The organism is Allonocardiopsis opalescens (assembly GCF_003002095.1).
GTDB lineage: Bacteria > Actinomycetota > Actinomycetes > Streptosporangiales > Streptosporangiaceae > Allonocardiopsis > Allonocardiopsis opalescens.
Window position 1 is genome coordinate 429,253 of the sequence record NZ_PVZC01000006.1, and the last position, 21,603, is coordinate 450,855.

17 protein-coding genes are annotated in these 21,603 nt (G+C 74.2%); 6 read left to right on the forward strand and 11 right to left on the reverse strand.

Going from position 1 to position 21,603, the window contains the following annotated elements; translation table 11 throughout:
* Positions 1-8: 8 nt before the first annotated feature.
* Positions 9-2,657, reverse strand: a complete 2,649-nt coding sequence (locus CLV72_RS21470) for a bifunctional acetate--CoA ligase family protein/GNAT family N-acetyltransferase (protein ID WP_106249326.1) — start codon at positions 2,655-2,657, stop codon at positions 9-11.
* A gap of 209 nt (positions 2,658-2,866) precedes the next feature.
* On the opposite strand from CLV72_RS21470, the gene CLV72_RS21475 reads away from it, so the two are divergent.
* On the forward strand, positions 2,867-3,760 hold the full coding sequence (locus CLV72_RS21475; protein WP_211303011.1) for a carbohydrate kinase family protein: 894 nt from the start codon (positions 2,867-2,869) through the stop codon (positions 3,758-3,760).
* A 36-nt stretch (positions 3,761-3,796) separates the two neighbouring features.
* Here the strand turns inward: CLV72_RS21475 and CLV72_RS21480 are convergent, their stop codons facing one another.
* The 9 genes from CLV72_RS21480 to mbhE all read right to left on the reverse strand — a co-directional run bounded on the left by CLV72_RS21480 (position 3,797) and on the right by mbhE (position 13,318).
* Positions 3,797-4,666, reverse strand: coding sequence for a PP2C family protein-serine/threonine phosphatase (locus CLV72_RS21480; protein ID WP_211303012.1), 870 nt, complete (start codon positions 4,664-4,666; stop codon positions 3,797-3,799).
* Between the two features lie 100 nt (positions 4,667-4,766).
* On the reverse strand, positions 4,767-6,944 hold the full coding sequence (locus CLV72_RS21485; protein ID WP_106249328.1) for a RecQ family ATP-dependent DNA helicase: 2,178 nt from the start codon (positions 6,942-6,944) through the stop codon (positions 4,767-4,769).
* Positions 6,945-7,015: 71 nt separating this feature from the next.
* Positions 7,016-7,402, reverse strand: coding sequence for a monovalent cation/H(+) antiporter subunit G (gene mnhG / locus CLV72_RS21490; protein ID WP_106249330.1), 387 nt, complete (start codon positions 7,400-7,402; stop codon positions 7,016-7,018).
* Positions 7,389-7,661 (reverse strand): MrpF/PhaF family protein, encoded by a 273-nt coding sequence (locus tag CLV72_RS21495; protein WP_106249332.1) that lies wholly within the window; start codon positions 7,659-7,661, stop codon positions 7,389-7,391. Before CLV72_RS21495 ends, mnhG begins: the two co-directional genes overlap by 14 nt.
* Positions 7,662-7,663: 2 nt before the next feature.
* Positions 7,664-8,338: a Na+/H+ antiporter subunit E gene (locus CLV72_RS21500; RefSeq protein ID WP_245930350.1), complete on the reverse strand. Its 675-nt coding sequence runs from the start codon at positions 8,336-8,338 to the stop codon at positions 7,664-7,666.
* Positions 8,335-9,894 carry a Na+/H+ antiporter subunit D gene (locus CLV72_RS21505; RefSeq protein ID WP_106249334.1) on the reverse strand — a complete coding sequence of 520 codons (1,560 nt, stop codon included), beginning with the start codon at positions 9,892-9,894 and terminating at the stop codon, positions 8,335-8,337. The genes CLV72_RS21500 and CLV72_RS21505 overlap by 4 nt, the downstream gene beginning before the upstream one ends.
* A 46-nt stretch (positions 9,895-9,940) precedes the next feature.
* Complete coding sequence (locus CLV72_RS21510; protein WP_106249336.1) at positions 9,941-10,318, reverse strand: NADH-quinone oxidoreductase subunit K; 378 nt, start codon at positions 10,316-10,318, stop codon at positions 9,941-9,943.
* On the reverse strand, positions 10,315-10,884 hold the full coding sequence (locus tag CLV72_RS21515) for an MnhB domain-containing protein (RefSeq protein WP_106249658.1): 570 nt from the start codon (positions 10,882-10,884) through the stop codon (positions 10,315-10,317). Before CLV72_RS21515 ends, CLV72_RS21510 begins: the two co-directional genes overlap by 4 nt.
* On the reverse strand, positions 10,871-13,318 hold the full coding sequence (gene mbhE / locus CLV72_RS21520; protein WP_245930351.1) for a hydrogen gas-evolving membrane-bound hydrogenase subunit E: 2,448 nt from the start codon (positions 13,316-13,318) through the stop codon (positions 10,871-10,873). Before mbhE ends, CLV72_RS21515 begins: the two co-directional genes overlap by 14 nt.
* A 347-nt stretch (positions 13,319-13,665) precedes the next feature.
* Between mbhE and CLV72_RS21525 the strand changes: the two genes are divergently transcribed.
* From CLV72_RS21525 to CLV72_RS31835, 5 genes are all read left to right on the forward strand, one after another.
* Positions 13,666-16,155: a DNA gyrase/topoisomerase IV subunit A gene (locus CLV72_RS21525; protein WP_106249660.1), complete on the forward strand. Its 2,490-nt coding sequence runs from the start codon at positions 13,666-13,668 to the stop codon at positions 16,153-16,155.
* 108 nt (positions 16,156-16,263) lie between these two features.
* Positions 16,264-16,590, forward strand: coding sequence for a tetratricopeptide repeat protein (locus CLV72_RS21530; protein ID WP_106249340.1), 327 nt, complete (start codon positions 16,264-16,266; stop codon positions 16,588-16,590).
* Positions 16,591-16,773: 183 nt separating this feature from the next.
* Positions 16,774-17,616 (forward strand): SAM-dependent methyltransferase, encoded by an 843-nt coding sequence (locus CLV72_RS21535; protein ID WP_106249342.1) that lies wholly within the window; start codon positions 16,774-16,776, stop codon positions 17,614-17,616.
* An 85-nt stretch (positions 17,617-17,701) separates the two neighbouring features.
* The gene (cds1, locus tag CLV72_RS21540) at positions 17,702-18,820 is read left to right on the forward strand and encodes an L-cysteine desulfhydrase Cds1 (protein ID WP_106249345.1); all 1,119 of its coding nucleotides are present in this window, start codon (positions 17,702-17,704) and stop codon (positions 18,818-18,820) included.
* A 116-nt stretch (positions 18,821-18,936) separates the two neighbouring features.
* Positions 18,937-19,425 carry a hypothetical protein gene (locus CLV72_RS31835; RefSeq protein WP_146159514.1) on the forward strand — a complete coding sequence of 163 codons (489 nt, stop codon included), beginning with the start codon at positions 18,937-18,939 and terminating at the stop codon, positions 19,423-19,425.
* 2 nt (positions 19,426-19,427) lie between these two features.
* On the opposite strand, the gene CLV72_RS21550 is transcribed toward CLV72_RS31835, so the two are convergent.
* Positions 19,428-21,521, reverse strand: coding sequence for a DNA gyrase/topoisomerase IV subunit B (locus CLV72_RS21550; protein WP_106249348.1), 2,094 nt, complete (start codon positions 21,519-21,521; stop codon positions 19,428-19,430).
* Positions 21,522-21,603 lie beyond the last annotated feature (82 nt).

Below are 21,603 nucleotides of genomic sequence, written 5' to 3' on the forward strand. Positions count from 1 at the left end.
GCCGGAGGTCAGTACGGGGCGCGCAGCCGCCGGGGGCCGTGGTCGGGGCGCGGCCCCACCGGGCGGGCCAGCCGCAGCCGGGCGCCCAGCACGGCGGCGCCCGCCGGCGCCGCCAGCACCGGATCAAGCTCCAGTTCGGCCACCTCGGGCAGGTCGTCGGCGATCCGCGACACCCGCGCCAGCAGCTCCTCCAGTGCGGCCACGTCGACCGGCTCGGCGCCGCGGTGGCCGAAGAGCAGCGGCGCGGCGCGCACCGAGCGGACCAGGTCGGCGGCGTCGGCGTCGGTGAGCGGGGCCAGCCGGTAGGCGCGGTCCTCCAGCAGCTCGGCCGTCACGTCGGCCAGCCCGAAGGAGACCACGCCGCCGAAGGATGCGTCCTGCCCGGCCCGGACCGAGGTGGCGGCCCCGGGACGCGCCATCCGCTGCACCGCCAGCCCGGCGCCCGGTCCCAGCCGGGCCGCCATCGCGGTGAAGGCGCCGCGCACGCCCTCGGCGGTGTGCAGGTCGGCGCGCACGCCGCTGCCGCCGAAGCGCAGCCACGGGCCCTCGCCGACCGCCTTGACCACCACCGGGTAGCCCAGCTCCCCGGCGGCGGCCGCCGCCTCCTCGGCCGAGGCGGCGGCCCGCTGCGGCCACAGCTCCACCCCGTAGCAGGCCAGCAGCCGGCGCACCTCGGCCTCGCCGGGCCGCTCGACGCCCTCGTCCAGCGCGGCCGCCACCAGCTCGCGGGCGGCGTCGGCGTCGATGCCGTCCAGCTCGGGCAGCCGCCCCTCGGGGCGCCGCCGCCAGGCGGCGTAGCGGGTGGCGTGCGCCAGGGCGCGGGCGGCGTCCTCGGGCGCCGGGTAGGACGGCACGCTGCCGCGCCCGGCGGAGCCGCCGGGCCCCGGCACGCGCAGCTCCGGCGGCAGCCCCTGGTGGCCCAGGTAGCTGGCCAGCACCGGCTTGTCCGCCCCGGCGGCCAGCCGGCGCACCGCCTCGGCCACGTCGGCGCCGGGCGGCGCCAGCGCCGGGACGAAGACGGTGATCACGGAGTCGACGGCGTCGTCGGCCAGCAGCGCCCCGAGCGCGCGCTCGAACTCCGCCGCGCCGGCCTCCGGCCCGAGATCGACCGGTTCGCGCGGGGCGAGGCCCACGCGCAGGCAGGCGTCCTTGGCCAGCAGCCCCAGGGAGTCGGAGTTGCCGACGACGCCGACGGACGAGCCCTTCGGCAGCGGCTGGTAGGCCAGCAGCTGGGCGACGTCGAACAGCTGGGTGATGTCGTCCACCCGCACCACGCCCGCCTGCTGGAACAGCGAGGTGACGGCCGCGTCGGGCAGCGACAGCGCCTGGGCGGCGTGCCCGATCGGCACGCCCTGGCTGCTGCCGCCGCTGCGGACCGCGACCAGCGGCTTGCGGCGGGCCAGGCGCCGGGCCAGCCGGGCGAACTTGCGCGGATTGCCCAGCGACTCCAGGTACTGGAGCACCACCTCGGTGGCCGGGTCCTCCTCCCAGTACTGGAGCAGGTCGTTGCCTGACACGTCGGCCCGGTTGCCCGCCGACACGAAGGTGGACAGCCCGATGCCGCGCAGCCCCACCCGCTGCATGATCGCGCGGCCCAGCGCGCCCGACTGGGAGAAGAAGCCGATCGGGCCGCGCGGCGGGAAGTCGGGGGCGAGGGTGGCGTTGAGCCGCACGGCCGGGTCGGTGTTGGCCACGCCCAGGCAGTTGGGGCCGACGACCCGCATACCGCCGGCCCGGGCCAGCCGGACCAGCTCCTCCTGGCGCTCCCGCCCCCGCGGCCCCGCCTCCCCGAAGCCGGAGCTGACCACGACCAGTCCGTGCACGCCCTTGGCCGCGCACTGCTCGACCACCTCCGCGACCGCGTCGGCGCGCACCGCGAGGACCGCCAGGTCGACCGGGTCGGGGATGTCCAGCACCGACGGGAAGGCACGCACGCCCGCCACGGCCGCGGCCTGCGGGTGCACCGGGTAGACGGGCCCGGCGAAGTCGCCGGCCAGCAGGTGCCGCAGCACGGCCCGGCCGACGCTGTGCTCGGAGCGGCTCGCGCCGACCACCGCCACCGAGCCGGGGAAGAGCAGCCGGGCGATCGAGCGGGCCTCGGCACGGTGCTCGCGGTCGCGCATCACGCCCTCGGTGGTCGCGGTGGGCGCCAGGTCGAGCGTCAGCCGGATCACCCCGTCGTCGAAGCTCTGCTGCGCGGTGTACCCGGCGGCCACGAAGACGCCGATCATCCGCCGGTTCTCCGGCAGCACGTCGGCGACGAAGCGGTCCACCCCGCGCTCCCTGGCCGCGGCGCCGATGTGCTCCAGCAGGGCCGAGCCGAGCCCGCGGCCCTGGTGGGCGTCGGCCACCACGAAGGCGACCTCGGCCTCGCCCGGCGTGACCCGGTCGTAGCGCACCACCGCCACCAGCTCGCCGCCGATCGTGGCCACCAGGGCGACGCGGTCGTCGTAGTCGACCGTGGTGAAACGCGCCACGTCGCGGGCCGACAGCTTCGGGTACGGGGCGAAGAACCGGTAGTAGATCGTCTCCGGCGACAGCCGGGAGTGGAACGCCCGCAGCAGCTCGGCGTCGTCGGGCGTGATCGGCCGCAGATGGGCCGTACCGCCGTCGGCCAGCACGATGTCGGCTTCCCAGTGGTCCGGATAGGGATGCACGCCCCGAGCGTATGCCCTGCCCGCCCGGCCCCGCACTCCCCCGCCGCACCCTCCGCGCCGCCCCCAGGGGCGGGAATCCGACTCAGCGGAGCGAGGCCGGGCAAACACAGCTAGCGATATCGTTACCCCAGTGCCTCCCTGGACCTGTTACCGTCGTCAGGCACTCATTCGGCGATCTGGCTCTGCGGCGCCATCAGGGTGGTGGAAGCATGACGCGCGTGGTCGTGGTGGGCGATCTCATGACCGACGCCGTGGCTCGGGCCAAGTATCCGCTGGCCCGCGGCAGCGACACTCCGGCCGCTGTGACGATGCACGGCGGCGGTTCCGGCGCCAACATCGCGTCCTGGCTGGCCATCGAGGGGATCGACGTCGCCTTCGTCGGCCGCCGGGGGGCCGACATCACCGGCCGCACCCGCGACATGGAGCTGATGGGCTACGGCGTGGACGCCCGGATGGTGATGGACCCCGAGCGCCCCACCGGCACCTGCGTCATCCTGGTCACCCACAAGGGCGAGCGCACCATGCTCACCGACCCCGGCGCGAACGCGGCGCTGTCCCCCGAGGACATCCCGCCCGACCTCTTCAGCCCGGACGCCCACCTGCACGTCTCCGGGTACACCCTGCTCAGCGACACCGCGCGGGCGGGCGCCCAGACCGCGATCCAGTACGCCGAGCAGACCCGCATGTCCATCTCGGTCGACGCCGGCTCGCGGGCGCCGCTGGACCGCGCGGGCGCGGAGTCGTTCCTGGAGTGGAGCGCCGGGGCGAAGCTGCTGTTCGCCAATATCGAGCAGGCCACCGTGCTCACCGGCCGCGAGGAGCCCGAGCAGGCCGCCAAGGTCCTCACCGCGTTCTACCCGCAGGTCGTGATCAAGCTCGGCGCCGAGGGCGCGCTGTGGTACTCCAACGGCCGCCCGGAGCCGGTGCACGCCCCGGCCGAGCCGGTCGAGGCCATCAAGGGCGGCCTGGGGGCCGGCGACGCCTTCACCGCCGGCTTCCTGCCGTCCTGGCTGGCCAGCAAGCACCCCGGCGACGCCCTGGCCGCCGGCAACCGGCTGGCCGCGCGGTCCCTGGTCGAACTGGGCGCCCGGCCGCACCTGTAGCCCCGCGGCCCGGCCGCGCTCGGCGCGGCCGGGAGTTCAGGACTCCAGCCGGACCAGCGCGACGGTGACGTTGTCGGGGGCGCCCGCGGCGAAGGCCAGGCGGCGCAGCTCGGTGACGGCCTGCCGGTCGTCGGGCTCGCGGCAGGCCTCGGCCAGCTCCTCGGCGGGGACGAAGTTGTGCAGGCCGTCGCTGCACACCAGGTAGCGGTCGCCGCCGTGCCAGGCGAGGCGGGCGGTGTGCGGCACGATGGGCTCGCGGCTGTAGCCGCCCAGCACCTGCGTGACGACCGAGAGCGCCGCCTCGCCGGGGCGGTCGTCCTCCGAGAGCAGCTCCAGGCCGTCCGCGCCGACCTGGTAGACGCGGCTGTCGCCGACGTTGAAGACGGTCAGGCCGGCGTGGTCGACGGCGATGCCGGCCACGGTGGTGGCCATGCCGTACACGTCGGGCTGCGATTCCATCAGCTCGAACAGGCCGGCCGAGGCGGCGATCAGCGCTTCGGCGACCCGGTCGGGCTCGGCCCAGTCGACCGCCGCGTCCAGCAGCTCGTGCACCACCACCTCGCTGGCGATCTCGCCCGCGGGATGGCCGCCCAGGCCGTCGGCGACCAGCACCAGCGCGGCCGGGCCGGCCAGCGGGGCCGACAGGACGACGGGGCGGTCGTGCTCGGTGCGGGCCAGCCAGCCCAGGGTGCCCAGGCTGTCCTGGTTCACGGTGCGGGACAGGCCGGTGTGGGTGAAGGCGGTGACCGTGATCGTGGCCGGGGGCAGCGCGTCGGGGAGTTCGGCGACGGCGGCTTCGGCGGGCTCGGCGTCGGTGCGGTCGCCGCCGGGCGGCGCCAGCGGCACCGTCTCGGCCTGGCCGACGTCGCGCGGACCCGCCTGAGGCTCCGGCACTGGCTCGGTCATCGTGCTCCTCGTCGTCCAGGGGGGCGCGCCCGGCCGACGGCCGGCGCACTCCCATCATGGTGCTCGCGGGCGGGCGGCGCCAACCGCGCCGGGCCGCGGCTCAGCGCACGACCCCGAGGGGCAGCGGCAGCACCGCGGCCGCGCCCGCGCGCCGCAGCAGCCGGGCCGCCACGGTCAGCGTCCAGCCGGTGTCGGCGAGGTCGTCGACGAGCAGGACGGGGCCGGGGTGGGCGCGCAGCCCGGCGGCCAGTTCGGGGCCGACCTCGAAGGCGTCCCAGAGCCCCGCCAGCCGCTGCGCGCTGTTGTGGCGGCGCGGTCCGGCGCCGTCGGGGCGGGTGTGGCCGAGGGTGCCGAGCAGCGGCAGCCGGCCGATCTCGGCGATGCGCGCCGCCAGGCTGCCGACCAGGACGGGGCGGCGGCCGGCCGGCATCGCGACGACGCCGCCGGGCCGGCGGTCCCAGCCCCAGCCGGCCAGCACCGCGACGACCCCCTGCACGACCTCGTCGGGGACGGCGGTGTCGGGGGCGTCCTCGGCGAGCAGCCGCCGCAGAGTGCCGCCCCAGCCGATGTCGGTGAGCCGGGCCAGCGCCCGCCCTTCGGCGGCCCGCTCGTCGTCGGGGATCTTCCCGCTCAGCGGCACGCCGAGCTCGGCCATGCCGCTGGGCCACTGGCGGCGCGGGGCGACGGAGACACCGGGCCTGGAGATGTGCCGGGCGGCGGCGCCGCGGTGCTCCTCGGCGACCTCGGTGGTCCAGGAGGTGCCGGTGCAGTTGTCGCAGCGGCCGCAGGGCTCGGCGGCGGGGTCGTCGAGCTGGCGGCGCAGGTACTCCATCCGGCAGCCGCCGGTGGCGAGGTAGTCGACCATCGCCTGCTGCTCGGCGCGGCGGGCGGCGGCCACCCCGGCGTAGCGCTCGGCGTCGTAGTCCCACGGCCGCCCGGTGGCGGTCCAGCCGCCCCGCTCCCTGCGCACGGCGCCGTCGACGTCGAGCACCTTGAGCATCGTCTCCAGCCGGGTCCGGCCGAGGTCGACCTGGGTCTCCAGCCGGGCCAGCGACAGCGGCCGGCCGGCGGCCGACAGCACCTGGAGGGTCTGGCGCACGGTCGCCTCGGCCGGGAAGGCCAGGCCGGCGAAGTAGGACCAGATGTCGCGGTCCTCGCGGCCGGGCAGCAGCACCGCCTCGGCGCGCTCCAGCGCGCGCCCGGCCCGGCCGACCTGCTGGTAGTAGGCGATCGGCGAGGGAGGGGCGCCCAGGTGCACCACGAAGCCGAGGTCGCCTTTGTCGAAGCCCATGCCGAGCGCGCTGGTGGCCACCAGCGCCTTGACCCGGTTGGCCAGCAGGTCGTCCTCGGCGCGCAGCCGCTCCTCGGGGTCGGTCTGGCCGGTGTAGGGGGCGACGGCGTGGCCGCGGGCGGCCAGGAACTCGGCGGTCTCGGTGGCGGCGGCGACGGTGAGCGTGTAGATGATGCCGGAGCCGGGCAGCTCGTCGAGCCGGTCGGCCAGCCAGCCCAGCCGCGCCGGGTTGTCGGGCAGCCGCACCACCGACAGCCGCAGCCCGGCGCGGTCGAGGTCGCCGCGGAGCACCACGGTGGGCTCGCGGTCGCCCACCTCCAGCTGCTCGGCGACGTCGCGGGTGACGCGGGCGTTCGCGGTGGCGGTGGTGGCCAGCACCGGGACCCCGTCGGGCAGCTCGCGCAGCAGGGTGCGGATGCGCCGGTAGTCGGGCCGGAAGTCGTGGCCCCAGTCGGAGACGCAGTGCGCCTCGTCGATCACCACCAGGCCGGCGCCGCCGGCCAGCTCGGGCAGGACGCGGTCGCGGAAGTCGGGGTTGTTCAGCCGCTCCGGGCTGACCAGGAGCACGTCGACCGCGCCGGCGGCGACGTCGGCGTAGGTGCGCTCCCAGTCGGCGGTGTTGGCGCTGTTGATGGTGCGGGCCCGGATTCCGGCCCGCTCGGCGGCGGCGATCTGGTTGCGCATCAGCGCCAGCAGCGGCGAGATGATCACGGTGGGGCCGGCGCCCCTGGCGCGCTGCAGGGCGGTGGCGACGAAGTAGACCGCCGACTTGCCCCAGCCGGTGCGCTGCACCACCAGGGCGCGGCGCCGCTCGGAGACCAGCGCCCGGATGGCGCGCCACTGGTCCTCGCGCAGCCGCGCGGCGGGCCCGGCCAGCTCGCTCAGCCGCGCCTGCGCCTCCTCGCGCAGCGCCTCCTCAGTCGGCGCCCCCTCGCCTTGGGCCGCCGTGGGTGCCGAGGATGCCGGTGCGGCCGCAGTCTCACGCATGGTTACCTTGCTATCAGGTCCGCCGGCGGTTCCCGACCCGGGCGGGCCGGCCGGCGGTGCCCCGCCCCGGCTCAGCGGCGTCCGGCTTCGGCGCCGTCGTCGGACTCCTCGTCCCTCGCCGCCACCTCCCGCAGGTCCTCGGCGAGTTCGTCCACGATCATGTTGGACGCGTCGACCTCGCCCCTGCCGTAGGCGACGCGGCCGAGGGTGGCCGCCACCACCGGCATGGTCATCAGCTGGAACATCGCCACCAGCAGCATCGCCACCATGGCGCCGGGGCTGCGCAGCTGCGGGGCGGCGCCGATCAGGATGAAGATCAGGCCGACCGTGTCGGGCTTGGTGGCGGCGTGCAGCCGGCCGTAGAGGTCGGGGAACCTGAGCAGGCCGACGCAGCCGATCAGCGAGAAGGCGGCGCCGAGCGGGAGGAAGACCGCCGTGATGATGTCACCTGCGCTCACGGGCCGCCCTCCGCTCCGCGAACCTGGCGGCGGTGAGCGCCCCCAGGAAGCCGATCAGCGCGACGCTCACCATCACCGCGACGAAGACACTGCCGCCGCGCATCGCCCCCTCGACCGCCACCGCGCTGACCAGCACGATCGACATGGCGTTCAGGGCGACGATGCGGTCCAGCACCGAGGGCCCGCGCACCATCCGGACCAGGGCGGCCAGCCCGGCCAGCGCCAGCATCGCCAGGGTCGCCGCGTACACCACGGACATGCTCAGCCCTCCCCTCCGTCGGCCCCGCGCCCGCCGGGCGCCGGAACGCGCTCCGGTGTGCCGCCGTTGAGCCCGGCGATGTCGGCGGCGGTACCGAAGGCGCGCACGAACAGCTCCTCTGTCCTGCGCACGTCGCGGCGCAGCTTCTCCACCGACCGCTCGTCGTGCAGCGGGAAGCCGTGCACGTAGAGCACGCCCTCGTCGCGGTTGAGCCCTACCACCATGCTGCCGGGCACCATGGTGAGCCCGCCGGCCGTCATCGCCATCAGTAGGTCGGACTCGGTCTGGAGGGGCACGGCCACCACCGCGCCGCGGGCCCGGCCCGGGCGGTGCAGCACGTGCCAGGCCATGTGCACGCTGGAGACCAGCAGGTCGTAGGCAAGGACCACGACCACCCGCACGATCCCGAGCGGGCGCAGCCGCACCCCGATGGGCATCCGGGGCAGCTTGGCCGCCGCGTAGCAGCCCGTCGCGACGATCGCCCCGGCCACCGTCGCGCCCAGGGTGACATCGCCCCACAGGATCAGCCACATGACGGTCAGCCAGGCCACCATCGGCATCCGGACGCCGATCCTGAGCACCCAGCGGCGCATCGGCCGCGGCAGCCGGTCGACCAGCCGCGCCAGCCGCTCCCTGACGCCGGAGTCGCGCGGCGCCCGCGGGTGCGGGGCGGTCACGGCGCCACCACCGAGTCGGACATGACCGCCGTCCGGTAGGCCTCGCCGGAGATCAGCTCGCGGGCGGCCACCGTGCCGATCTCGGTGAGCGGCCCGGCCAGCAGGGCGACGGCGATCCCGGTGGCGACCATCAGGCCGGTCGTCGCCGTCATCCAGCGGATGCCGAAGCGGCCGGTGCCGCTGCTGAGCGCGGACTGCGCCGCGACGATGGCCTGGCTGGGGGTGCCCCAGAAGCCGCGCACCCAGATCCGGAAGATCGCGATCAGGGTGAGGACGCTGGTCGCGACGCCGGCCGCCACGCCCGCGTAGGCGAGCGGGCCGCCCTGCTCCAGGCCCGCCTGGAAGAGCGCGAGCTTGGCCACGAAGCCCGACATCGGCGGCAGCCCGGCCAGGCTCATGGCGGGCAGGAAGAAGAACAGCGCCAGCGCGGGCGAGACCGAGGCCAGGCCCCGGATGGAGCGCAGCGAGGTGTTGCCGACGTACTGCCGGATCAGCCCGGCCACCAGGAACAGGGTGGCCTGCACCACGATGTGGTGCACCAGGTAGACGATCACCCCGGTCAGGCCCGCCACCCCGGCGTCGTCGTGCCCCCCGGGCACGCCCACCAGGCCGAGGCCGAAGATCATGTAGCCGATGTGGCTGACCAGGGCGAAGGACAGCACCCGGTTCACGTCGTCCTGCACCAGGGCGCCGAGGATGCCCACCAGCATGGTCACGATCGCGAAGACCAGCAGTACGTCGGTGATGTCGTCGCGGGAGAACAGCAGCGTCTGGGTGCGGATGATCGCGTAGACGGCGACCTTGGTGAGCAGCGCCGCGAAGATCGCCGAGATGCGGGTGATGGCGATCGGGTAGCTGTCGGGCAGCCAGAAGTGCATCGGCACCACCGCCGCCTTGATGCCGAACACCACCAGGAAGAACAGGCCCAGCACATTGCGCAGGTCGCCGGGGACGGTGGCCAGCCGGTCGGCGATGTCGGCCATGTTGACGGTGCCGGTCGCGGCGTAGACCAGCGCGATGCCGGTCAGGAACAGGATCGAGGAGATCAGGCTGACGACCGTGTAGATCATCGACGCCCGGGTCCGCTCCCGGGTCGGGGCCTGGGTGATGAGCGCGTAGCTCGCGGTCAGGGTGACCTCGAAGCCCACGAACAGGTTGAACAGGTCGCCGGCCACGAAGCTGAGCCCGACCCCGGCCGTCAGCACCAGGTAGACGGGGTGGAACACGTCGGGGTTGCCGCGGCTCAGCCCGCCGACGTCCTGCCCGATCGCGTACAGCAGCACGATCAGCAGCACCACCGACGACACCAGCACCAGCAGCGCCGACAGCGGGTCGGCGACCAGGGTGATGCCCAGCGGCGCGGGCCAGCCGCCGGCCTGGCTGGAGATGACGGTGCCGTCGGCGGTCTCGGCCAGCAGCAGGCCGGCGTTGGCGGTGACGGCGGCCAGCGTCAGCAGGCTCGCCGCCCGCTGCACCCGCGGCCAGCGGCTGATCAGCAGGGTGACGGCCGCGCCGAGCAGCGGCAGCAGGAACGGGAGCGCGACCAGGACCGTCATCGGCCACCGCCCGGCGGGCCGGTGCGGCGGGCGCGCGTGCCGGCGGTCATGCGGAGTCCTCCGGTTCGGCCAGGGCGCCGATGCGGCGGTCCTCGATGTCGTCGGGCACCTCGTCGTTCTCGTCGCCGAGCCAGACGCGGTAGGCCAGCGCCAGCAGGAAGGTGGTGACGCCGAAGGTGATGACGATGGCGGTCAGGATCATCGCGTGCGGCAGCGGGTCGGCGATCCGGCCCTCGCCCGCGTCGCCGAGCAGCGGCGGCAGCGCCGCCCCGCCGTCAGTGAGCAGCAGCGCCAGGTTGGAGCCGTGGCCCAGCAGCAGGATGCCGAGCACCACCCGCATCAGCGAGCGCTGCACCAGCAGGTAGAAGCCGGTCCCGTACAGGACGCCGACCGTGATCACCAGGACCAGGGCGGGCGTGTTCATCGCACCTCCCCCTCGCCCCAGGCGCGCGTCTCCTCTTCCTCGGCCTCCATCCGCGCTCCCAGCGCGGCCACCACCGACAGCACCAGGCCGACGACGATGAGGTAGACGCCGATCTCGAAGAAGAGCGCGCTCAGCAGGTGCACCTCGCCGAAGACCGGAAGCTCGAAGTGCCAGGTGTGGGTGCGCAGGATCGGCTCGCCGAAGAGCAGCGGCGCGCCGGCGGTGCCGCCGGACAGCAGCAGGCCGAGCGCCAGGATCACCGGCGGCCGGGCCGGGATGCCGGCGGCAAGTTCGTAGCGGCCGCCGGCGACGTAGCGCAGCACGAAGGCCATCGAGGCGACCAGGCCGCCCGCGAAGCCGCCGCCGGGGCGGTTGTGCCCGGCCACCAGCAGGTAGACCGAGAAGACGAGGATGGCCGGGATCAGCATCCTGGCGACGACCTCCAGCAGCATCGAGCGGGGGCCGAAGGCGGGCCGCACCACCGTGCTGAGCCAGCGCTCGCGCGGCGCCTCCCAGTCGTCGGGCGGTCCGGGGACCGCCGGTACGCGCTCGTCATCCTGAGCCATGCCCACCTCCCGTCGACGTCTCGTGCCCCTCCCGGCCGATGACGGGCTCGTTGCGCGCCATGACCGGCTTGGCGGCCCCGTTCCCCTCGTCGCCGCCGTTCTCGCCGCCGGTCCTGCGGTTGGCCACCACCAGCGAGGCCACCGCGACGGCGGCGGTGACCAGGACGGTGATCTCGCCGATGGTGTCCATCGCGCGGAAGTCGGCGAGGATCAGGTTCACCAGGTTCGCGCTGCCGGCGTGCTCGGCCTCCTCCCAGTAGCCCACCGAGGCGGGCGGGAGGCTGCGGGCGTAGGTGCTCGCGGCCAGCACCCCCGCCACGAAGATCCCGGCCAGCGCGCAGACGACGGCGGTGAGCCGCCGCGGCCAGCCCACCCGCCGGGCGCCCGACGCGAAGCGGGCGGGCAGCCGGCGGAGCACGAAGATCAGGATGATCATGGTCAGCGTCTCGACCAGGATGAGGGTCAGCGCCAGGTCGGGGGCGCCGTGCACCACGAAGATCCCGCACATGCCGAAGCCGGTGGCGCCCAGCAGCAGCAGCGCGGGGAAGCGGCGCTCCTCGCGCACGGCGGCGATGGCGCTGACGCCGACCACCAGTGCCAGCACCAGCTGGACCGGGGTGTCCCACAGCCGCCAGTCGCCGCCGCTCATCGGGACGTGCAGGCCGGACGAGGCCAGCGACCACACGAACCAACCGCCCGGGACCACCAGCAGGGTGCCGAGGATGACGGTCAGGTACAGCGGCAGCGAACCGGTCTGCAGCCGCCGGGTCACCCCCAGGGCGGTGGAGTACACGGCGTGCACGAACAGGTGGTAGGCGACCTCGGCGTCGGGCCAGCGCGGCGCGGCGCTCTGCAGCCGGTAGAAGCGCTCGCGGTTGGCGAACAGCACCAGCCCGGCCGCGGTGACGGCCACCGACAGCAGCAGCGGCAGGCTGAAGCCGTGCCACAGCGCCAGGTGGTAATCGGGTGCGGCGGCGTGCGGCATGGTGGCGGCATGCGCCTGGGCGAGCGGGTCCACCAGCGACGGCGCCAGGCCCGGCAGCAGGCAGGCCGCGGCGAGCAGTACGACGGGGGCGAGGAAGGCCGGGCCGGCGCTCGGGTATCGGCGCTCGGCCACCTCGGCCTTGGTGGTGAACGAGCCCCACCACAGCCGGGCGCTGTAGCCGAAGGTGAGCACGGAGCCCAGCGCGAGCACGAGCAGCACCGCACTCGATCCGGCGACGCTCAGCGCGGGGTGGTGGCCGGGGAGGTAGACCTCGAAGTCGGCCTCCTTGGCGACGAAGCCCAGCAGCGGCGGGAGCCCGGCCATGGAGCCGGCGGCCACCGCCGCGGCGGTGGCCAGCACCGGCATCCGGCGGCCGACCCCCGACAGCCGACTCATGGTCCGGGTGCCGACCTGGTGGTCGATGACGCCGACGGCGAGGAAGAGCGTGGACTTGAAGAAACCGTGCGCCAGCAGCATCGCCACCACCGCGATGCCGGAGATGGGCGTGCCGGCGCCGGCCAGCACGGTCAGGAAGCCCAGCTGGCTCACGGTGCCGTAGGCCAGCAGCAGCTTGCCGTCGTCCTGCCGCATCGCCCGCCAGGCGCCCACCACCATGGTGGCCAGCCCGAAGGACAGCACCAGCGGCAGCCACGGCCCGGTGTCGGCGAAGCCGGGGGCGAGCCGGGCCACCAGGTAGACGCCGCCCTTGACCATCGTGGCGGCGTGCAGGTACGCGCTGACGGGGGTGGGCGCGACCATCGCGGCCGGCAGCCAGTAGTGCAGCGGCACCTGCGCCGACTTGGCGAAGGCGCCGGCCAGCACCAGCACCACCGCCAGCGGGACCAGCGGGCCGGTGGGCGGGTCGGCCACCAGTTCCGAGATCCGGTAGGTGCCGGCCGCCTGGCCCAGCAGCAGGAAGCCGATCAGCATCAGCAGCCCGAAGCCCGCGGTGGTGATCAGGGCCTGGATGGCGGCCCGGCGGCTGTTCTCGCGGTGGTCGGAGTGGCCGATCAGCACGAAGGAGCAGACGGTGGTCAGCTCCCAGAACACGTACAGCGCGAGCAGGTTGTCGGTGACGACGACGCCGAGCATGGAGGCGGAGAACAGCACCATCATCGCGGCCAGCCGGCCCAGGGCGCGCTCGCTCGCGGAGAAGTACCAGGCGGCGTAGACGAAGATCAGCGAGCCGATCCCGGAGATCAGCGCGACCATGGTGAGCGCGAGCGCGTCGAGCCGGAAGTCCAGCACGAGCCCGAGTTCGGGGGCCCAGGGGACGGAGGCGGTGGCCGGCCGCCCGTCCAGGATGCCGGGCAGCTGGAGCAGCGCCCACCCGGCGGTGGCCAGCAGCGGCACGGCCGCCACCAGGAAGACGCGGGGTCCCAGGCGGACGGCCAGCGGCGGCAGCACGACGGCCACCGCGACATGCAGGGCGATCAGGGCAGGCAGCATCAGTCCGTGACGTTATCGGTGGGTCGGTCCGGCCAGGCGCAGGACACCCCGCACAAGCCGAGTCGGGTCTTATTAACGAATTTTTAGCACTCCTTATCGAATCACAGGTTTTCGGCCCCCTGTCACTGAAGAGACGGCTCTCGCCGCCATCCTCCGCCCGCGAGGGCCGCACCCGCAGGGCGACGCTCCGTAGTACATCCCGGTTCCGCCTGCTCACAGCGGTGCGGCCGACCGCTTGCGACCGCTTATTCCGAATCGGCCGGTGGTTGTTCTCACCGTCGCCCGCCCCGCCGTACCCGGCACCCGCCGTGGTGCGAGTGACGTCGGCAGGCGCCACAATGGCGGGCATGGCCCGAACGACGCCCCCACCCGAGGATCTCGACGAGAAGATCATCGACATCGACGTCTCCGAGGAGATGCGCGGCAGCTTCCTGGAGTACGCCTACTCGGTCATCTACCAGCGCGCCCTGCCCGACGCCCGCGACGGCATGAAGCCGGTGCAGCGCCGCATCCTCTACCAGATGAGCGAGATGGGCCTGCGTCCCGACCGCGCGCACGTCAAGTGCGCCCGCGTGGTCGGCGAGGTGATGGGCAAGCTGCACCCCCACGGCGACGGCGCCATCTACGACGCCCTCGTCCGCATCGCCCAGCCCTTCGCGATGCGGCTGCCGCTGGTCGACGGCCACGGCAACTTCGGCTCGCTCGGCGGCGACGACGCCCCCGCCGCCATGCGCTACACCGAGTCCCGGCTGGCGCCCGCCGCGATGCTGATGGTGAACTCCATCGACGAGGACGTCGTCGACTTCCGGCCCAACTACGACGGCCAGGAGCTCGAACCCGAGGTGCTGCCGGCCGCGTACCCGAACCTGCTGGTGAACGGCGCCTCGGGCATCGCGGTCGGGATGGCCACCAACATGGCGCCGCACAACCTGGGCGAGGTGATCGCGGCCGCCCGGTACCTGATCGACCACCCCGGCGCCTCGCTCGAGAAGCTGATGGACTTCGTGCCCGGGCCCGACCTCCCCACCGGCGGCCGGATCGTCGGCCTCGACGGCGTCCGCGACGCCTACCGGACCGGCCGGGGCACCTTCCGCACCCGCGCCACCGTGTCGGTGGAGAAGGTCAGCGCCCGCCGCACCGGCATCGTCGTCACCCAGCTGCCCTACAACGTCGGCCCGGAGAAGGTCGTCGCCCGGATCAAGGAGCTGGTGCAGGCCAAGAAGCTCCAGGGCATCTCCGACCTGCGCGACCTCACCGACCGCACCAACGGCCTGCGGCTGGTGGTGGAGCTGAAGAACGGCTTCAACCCCGAGGCGGTGCTGGAGGACCTCTACCGGCTCACCCCGATGGAGGAGACCTTCGGCATCAACAACGTCGCGCTGGTCGACGGCCAGCCGCAGACCCTCGGCCTCAAGGAGCTGCTCCAGGTCTACGTCGACCACCGCGTCGAGGTGGTCAGGCGGCGCTCCACCTACCGCAGGAAGCGCAGGCAGGACCGGCTGCACCTGGTCGACGGCCTGCTGGTGGCGCTGCTCAACATCGACGAGGTCATCCAGGTCATCCGGGAGAGCGACGACTCCGCGTCGGCCCGGCAGCGGCTGATGACCATCTTCGACCTCTCCGACATCCAGGCCAACTACATCCTGGACACCCCGCTGCGCCGCCTCACCCGCTACGACCGGCTGGAGCTGGAGAGCGAGCGCGACCGCCTGCGCGCCGAGATCGCCGAACTGACCGCGATCCTGGACTCCCCCGAGCGGCTGCGCGGCGTGGTCTCCGCCGAGCTGGCCGAGGTCGCCAAGGAGTACGGCACCCGGCGCCGCACCGAGCTGCTGGAGAGCTCCGGCGAGAAGCGCACCGCCGCCGTCCCGCTCGAACTGCCCGACGACCCCTGTCACGTCCTGCTCTCCTCCACCGGCCTGCTGGCCAGGACCGCCACCGGCGCGGCGCCGTCCGGTGAGGGCTCGCGCGCCAAGCACGACGCGGTGGTGTCCTCGGTGCCGGCCACCGCGCGCGGCGAGGTCGCGGTCGTCACCGACCTCGGCCGGATGGTGCGGCTGTCCGTCCTCGAACTGCCCGTCCTGCCCGAGGGCGGCGGCGCCCCGAACCTCCAGGGCGGCGCCCCCGTGGCGGAGTTCGTGGAGCTGGACCCAGAGGAGCGGGTGGTCGCGCTGGCCGCCCTCGACGGCGTCGGCCCCGGGCTGGTGCTGGGCACCCGCACCGGCGTGGTCAAGCGGGTCACCCCCGACTACCCCGCCAACAAGGACGAGTTCGACGTCATCGCGCTCAAGCCCGGCGACCGGGTGATCGGCGCCGCCCAGCTCACCGGCGGCGCCGAGGACCTGGTGTTCATCACCTCCGACGCCCAGCTGCTGCGCTTCGCCGTCGACGGCGTGCGCCCGCAGGGCCGTCCGGCGGGCGGTGTGACCGGGGTGCGGCTGGCCGACGGCGCCCACGCCGTGTGGTTCGGCGCGGTGCCGGCCGACCCCGACGAGTTCGACGCCGTGGTCGTCACGGTCGCGGGCTCTTCCGCCGCCCTGCCGGGCACCCAGACGGGCACCGCCAAGGTCACCCCGTTCTCGCTCTTCCCGTCGAAGGGCCGCGCCACCGGCGGGGTGCGCTGCCACCGCTTCCTCAAGGGCGAGGACGTCCTGCTGTTCGGCTGGGCCGGCGCCGCCCCCGCCAGGGCCGCGCGTGCCGACGGCGGCCCGATCCGGCTGCCCGACCTCAACGACCGCCGCGACGGCTCCGGCGACCTGCTGCCCCGGCCGCTGGCCGCCGTCGGCGGCACCGTGGTGGGCCGGGCCGAGCCCGACGACGAGGCGGCGGACGCCTGATCCGCGGGCGCGAAGGGGAGTGGGCACTCCGGTCCGCTCCCCTCGTGTCACGTCCGCACCACGGGGAATGCTAGGCGTGGAGGCCGTTATGGCCCTGAGGGAGGTCACATGCCCGAGACGTCCTACGACGCCTTCACCCGGGGCCGGCGCCGGTTCGCCCAGGGCGACCCCATCGGCGCGGCCCGCGTGCTCGAGCCGGTCGCCGAGGCCGAGCCCAACAACCGCACCGTGCTGGAGCTGCTGGGACGCGCCTACTTCCACTCCGCGCAGCTGCGCAAGGCCGAGGCGACCTTCCGGACGCTCGTCGAGCTGGACCCCTGCGACTCCTGGGCCTGCATCGCGCTGGCGCGCACCCTGGAACGGCAGAGCCGCACCAGCGAGGCGTCCCGGTACCGCAGGCTGCACGCGGCGATGAGCGGCGGCAGCCTGGACTGACCCAAACCGGCGAATCCGCCGAGAACGCCCCTGGAACCCCGCTCCTGCGGGATAAGGTGCCAGCAGGACGGGTACCGCTCGGACGGGTCGGCGCCCCCGCGCCGCTCCCCCGAACCGCCCGCCGGGTCCCCCTGCGCGCCGTGCCGGCCGCCCCGCTCGCGCAAGCTGAGAGAGCCCAACGCCATGACCGACTACGGAACCCTCGACCCCGACGAGTCCTTCGCCCCGGACGCCCGGCCCCCCAGCGGCATCGACACCTCCACGGCCAGCGTCGCGCGCCTCTACGACTACTTCCTCGGCGGCAAGGACAACTACGCCGTCGACCGGGCCGCCGCGGCCAAGGTGCGCGAGGTCGCGCCCGAGGTGCCGGCGATGGCGCGCGCCATGCGGGCCTGGCTGGTGCGGGTGGTGCGCTTCCTGTCCCAGGAGGCCGGCATCCGGCAGTACCTCGACCTCGGCGCCGGGCTGCCCACCCAGGACAATGTGCACCAGGTGGCCAAGCGGCACCAGCCCGACGCCCGGGTGGTGTACGTCGACAACGACCCCATCGTGCTGGCGCACGGCCGCGCGCTGCTGGAGGACGACGAGAGCACCACCGTCATCCAGGCCGACATGATGGAGCCCGAGACGATCCTCGGCCACCCCGAGACCCGGCGGCTGCTGGACTTCGAGGAGCCGATGGCGCTGCTGCTGTCGGGGGTGCTGCACTTCATCCCGGACGAGCTCGAACCCGACCGCTTCGTGGCCGAGCTGCGCGAGCGGCTGGCGCCCGGCAGCTACCTGGCCATCGCCTCCGTCGTCGGCGACACCGACCCCGACGCCGCCGACCGGCTGCTGGCCGTCTACCGCTCGCAGACCGGCACCGGCGCGCACCGGCGCAGCGGCGAACTCGAGCGCTTCTTCGGCGACTTCAAGCTGGTCGACCCCGGCCTGACCTTCGTGAACGCCTGGCGCCCCGAGCGCCCCGAGGACGCCATCGGGGCCGAGCGCTTCTGGGTGGCCGGCGGGGTCGCCCTCAAGGGCTGAGCCGTCCCGCGCCGGACGCGGCGGCGGGCGCCCCGCCGCGTCCGGCGCGGCGCCCGCTGTCCGCCGCCCCCGCTAGCCTGCCGGTATGGACGACCCATCCCCGGCCGCCGGCTGCCACGACCGCTACGACGCCAAGGCTCGCGCCTGGGTCGACGAGGCGATCCGCCGGGTCGAGGCCGACGCCAACCGCTCGGCAGACACCCACCTGCACGTCTTCCCGCTGCCGGCCGAGTGGGGCATCGACCTCTACCTCAAGGACGAGTCCGTCCACCCCACCGGCAGCCTCAAGCACCGGCTGGCGCGCTCCTTGTTCCTCTACGGGCTGGCCAACGGCTGGATCACCGAGGGCACCACCATCGTGGAGGCCAGCTCCGGCTCCACCGCCGTGTCCGAGGCGTACTTCGCCCGGCTGCTGGACCTCCCGTTCGTCACGGTGCTGCCCAGGCGCACCAGCCCGGAGAAGATCGCGCTGATCGAGCGGTACGGCGGCCGCTGCCACTTCGTCGACGTGCCCGCCGCGATGTACACCGAGGCCGAGCGGCTGGCCGCCGAGGCGCGCGGCCACTACATGGACCAGTTCACCTATGCCGAGCGGGCGACCGACTGGCGCGGCAACAACAACATCGCCGAGTCGATCTTCGGGCAGCTGGCCCTGGAGCGGCACCCCGTGCCGGAGTGGATCGTGGTGGGCGCGGGCACCGGCGGCACCTCGGCCACCATCGGCCGCTACCTGCGCTACCGCAGGCACGCCACCCGGCTGGCCGTGGTCGACCCGGAGAACTCCGCCTTCTTCCCCGGCTGGGCCACCGACACCCCCGACTACGGCACCGGCATGCCCTCGCGGATCGAGGGCATCGGCCGCCCCCGGATGGAGCCCAGCTTCGTCGGCTCCGTCATCGACCTGATGATCCCGGTGCCCGACGCCGCCAGCCTGGCCGCCATGCGCCACCTGCGCGCCGCCACCGGCATCGCGGCCGGCGGCTCCACCGGCACGAACCTGTGGGGCGCCTTCCTGCTCATCGACCGGATGCGGCGCGCAGGAGTGCGCGGCAGCGTCGTCACCCTCATCTGCGACGGCGGCGAGCGCTACCGCAAGACCTACTACGACGACGGCTGGCTGGCCGAGCGCGGCCTCGACCTCGCCCCGCACACCGCCGTCCTGGAGCGCTTCCTCACCGAGGGGGTGTGGGAGCCGGGCCGGTGAAAGGTGGTGCCCGCACCAGGGGCGTAGGAGTGCCCGCGTCCCTGCGGCCGAGGGCCGCCGCGGGCAGAGTCATGGGTGCACGAGCACGCCTCCGCACCGCGAGAGAACGGAATCCCATGACCGCGCACAGCACCGCCGCCTCCGCTCCGTCCGCACCGACCGTGCGGCCCGCCCCGCCCGACGCCGTACGCGGCGCGGCCGCCGCCTGGTTCTTCGCCGTCGGCGCCGGCGTCGCCGAGGCGGCGGTCTTCGCCACGGACGCGCTCGCCGCCGGCGCGCCGGCCGCCGGCCTCGCGATGGGCGCGGGTGTGCGGGCGGTCGTCTACGCCGCGGTCATCGCGCTCGTGCTCGCCATGCGGGCCGGCCGGAACCCGGCCAGGATCGCGCTCGCCCTGCTGCTCGGGACGGTGGGCACCCTGTCTTTGGTGCTCGAGCCGATCGGCTGGCTGGCCGCCGGCAACTCCGTGCCGGAGCTGCTCGCGAGCGCCGACGCCGTCTTCTACCTCTCGGCCGCGCTGCGCACCGCGCACATCCTGGCGGTGCCGGTCGGGCTCGCCCTCATGTTCACCCCGGCCGCCAACGCGTACTTCCGCCGGCCCCGCTAGCCTCAGGCGTCGATGCGGGAGAGGTCGAGTTCGGCGGCGCCGCCGACGATGAACTCGCGGCGGGGGGCGACCTCGTTGCCCATCAGCAGGTTGAAGACCTCGGCCGCGCCCTCGGCGTCCTCGACGCGGATGCGGCGCAGGGTGCGGTAGCGGGGGTCCATGGTGGTCTCGGCCAGCTGGTCGGCGTCCATCTCGCCGAGGCCCTTGTAGCGCTGCACCGGGTCCTTCCAGCGCAGGCCCGCCGCGGTCAGCTCGGTCAGCCTGCGGTGCAGCTCGGCGTCGCTGTAGGTGTAGATGAACTTGTCCTGGCGCTTCTTCGGATTGGTGATCTCGATGCGGTGCAGCGGCGGCACCGCGGCGAAGACCCGGCCCGCCTCCAGCATCGGCCGCATGTAGCGGTAGAACAGGGTGAGCAGCAGGCAGCGGATGTGCGCGCCGTCGACGTCGGCGTCGGCCATCAGGATGACCCGCTGGTAGCGGGCCGCGTCGATCTCGAAGCTGCGCCCGGAGCCCGCCCCCAGCACCTGGATGATGGCGGCGCACTCGGCGTTCTTGAGCATGTCGGCCAGTGACGCCTTCTGCACGTTGAGGATCTTGCCCCGGATCGGCAGCAGCGCCTGGAACTCGGAGTCGCGCGCCAGCTTGGCGGTGCCGAGCGCGGAGTCGCCCTCCACGATGAACAGCTCGCTGCGGTCGGTGCCCTCATTGCGGCAGTCGACCAGCTTGGCGGGGAGCGCGGAGTTCTCCAGGGCGGTCTTGCGGCGCTGGTTCTCGCGGTGCTGGCGGGCGGCCAGCCGCGCCTTGGCGGCGCCGGCCACCTTCTCCAGCACGGTGCGGGCCTGCTGCTTGGGCACCCGCTTGGTGGAGGTGAGGAAGGCGCGCAGCTCCCGGCCGACCACCTGGGAGACGATCTTGCTGGCCGCGGCGGTGCCCAGGATCTCCTTGGTCTGCCCCTCGAACTGCGGTTCGGGCAGCCGCACGGTGACCACCGCGGTGAGCCCTTCGAGGGCGTCCTCCTTGGTGATCGGCTCGTCGCTGGCCTTGAGGATCTTGGTGGTGCGCAGCAGGTCGTTGAGGGTGCGCACCAGCGCCCGCTCGAAGCCGGCCACGTGGGTGCCGCCCTTGGGGGTGGCGATGACGTTCACGAACGAGCGCGTGACGGTGTCGTAGCCGGCGCCCCAGCGCAGCGCGATGTCGACGATCAGCTCCCGCTCGACCTCGGCCGGGGTGAGGTGGCCCTGGTCGTCCAGGACCGGCACCGTCTCGGTGAAGCTGCCGGCGCCCTGCATCCGCAGCACGTCGCAGACCGGCTGGTCGGGCGCCAGGTGCTCGCAGAACTCGCCGATGCCGCCGTCGAAGCGGAACTCCTCCTCGTAGGGGCCGTCGTCGGAGGGGCGCTCGTCGCGGATGGAGAGGGTGAGGCCCGGCACCAGGAAGGCGGTCTGCCGCGCCCGGTCGAGCAGGGCGCCGCGCGCGATGGCGGCCTCGGCCAGGAAGATCTGGCGGTCGGGCCAGAACCGGACGCGGGTGCCGGTGACGCGCTTGGCCACCCGCTTGCCCTTGGCCAGGCCGGAGCCGGCGGTGAACTGGGCGTCGGGGCCGATGCCGGCGAAGCGGCCGGGGATGCCGCGCCGGAAGCTCATCTCGTGGGTGGCGCCGTCGCGGTCGACCTCGACGTCGAGCCGGGCCGACAGCGCGTTCACCACCGAGGCGCCCACGCCGTGCAGGCCGCCGGAGGCGGTGTAGGAGCCGCCGCCGAACTTGCCGCCGGCGTGCAGCTTGGTCATGACCAGTTCGACGCCGGACAGGCCCGAGCGCGGCTCGACGTCGATGGGGATGCCCCGGCCGTTGTCGCGGACCTCCACCGAGCCGTCGGCGCGCAGCAGCACCTCGACCCGGTCGCAGTGGCCGCCCAGGGCCTCGTCCACGGAGTTGTCGACGATCTCCCACAGGCAGTGGGTGAGGCCCCGGCTGTCGGTGGAGCCGATGTACATGCCGGGCCGCTTGCGGACCGCCTCCAGGCCCTCCAGCACGGAGAGGTGACGCGCGGTGTAGTCGCCGGAGTCGCCGGTGAGCACGTTGGTGAGTGCGGTCACGGTGTGCGGTCTCCTGTCGTGCGGAGGGTCTGCTGCGGCGGGCGCGCATTCGAACGTCCCTTCGGAAGGGTAGCGTCCGCGG

What these genes read in the sequence shown, in the direction of transcription:
- CLV72_RS21495 (WP_106249332.1), bottom strand. Translation starts at nt 7,661, where the DNA reads ATGTCCGTGGTGTACGCGGCGACCCTGGCGATGCTGGCGCTGGCCGGG.
- cds1 (WP_106249345.1), top strand. Translation starts at nt 17,702, where the DNA reads ATGGACGACCCATCCCCGGCCGCCGGCTGCCACGACCGCTACGACGCC.
- CLV72_RS21480 (WP_211303012.1), bottom strand. Translation starts at nt 4,666, where the DNA reads ATGACCGAGCCAGTGCCGGAGCCTCAGGCGGGTCCGCGCGACGTCGGC.
- CLV72_RS21505 (WP_106249334.1), bottom strand. Translation starts at nt 9,894, where the DNA reads ATGACGGTCCTGGTCGCGCTCCCGTTCCTGCTGCCGCTGCTCGGCGCG.
- CLV72_RS31835 (WP_146159514.1), top strand. Translation starts at nt 18,937, where the DNA reads ATGACCGCGCACAGCACCGCCGCCTCCGCTCCGTCCGCACCGACCGTG.
- CLV72_RS21510 (WP_106249336.1), bottom strand. Translation starts at nt 10,318, where the DNA reads ATGAACACGCCCGCCCTGGTCCTGGTGATCACGGTCGGCGTCCTGTAC.
- mbhE (WP_245930351.1), bottom strand. Translation starts at nt 13,318, where the DNA reads ATGCTGCCTGCCCTGATCGCCCTGCATGTCGCGGTGGCCGTCGTGCTG.
- CLV72_RS21535 (WP_106249342.1), top strand. Translation starts at nt 16,774, where the DNA reads ATGACCGACTACGGAACCCTCGACCCCGACGAGTCCTTCGCCCCGGAC.
- CLV72_RS21515 (WP_106249658.1), bottom strand. Translation starts at nt 10,884, where the DNA reads ATGGCTCAGGATGACGAGCGCGTACCGGCGGTCCCCGGACCGCCCGAC.
- CLV72_RS21530 (WP_106249340.1), top strand. Translation starts at nt 16,264, where the DNA reads ATGCCCGAGACGTCCTACGACGCCTTCACCCGGGGCCGGCGCCGGTTC.
- CLV72_RS21485 (WP_106249328.1), bottom strand. Translation starts at nt 6,944, where the DNA reads ATGCGTGAGACTGCGGCCGCACCGGCATCCTCGGCACCCACGGCGGCC.
- CLV72_RS21525 (WP_106249660.1), top strand. Translation starts at nt 13,666, where the DNA reads ATGGCCCGAACGACGCCCCCACCCGAGGATCTCGACGAGAAGATCATC.
- CLV72_RS21475 (WP_211303011.1), top strand. Translation starts at nt 2,867, where the DNA reads ATGACGCGCGTGGTCGTGGTGGGCGATCTCATGACCGACGCCGTGGCT.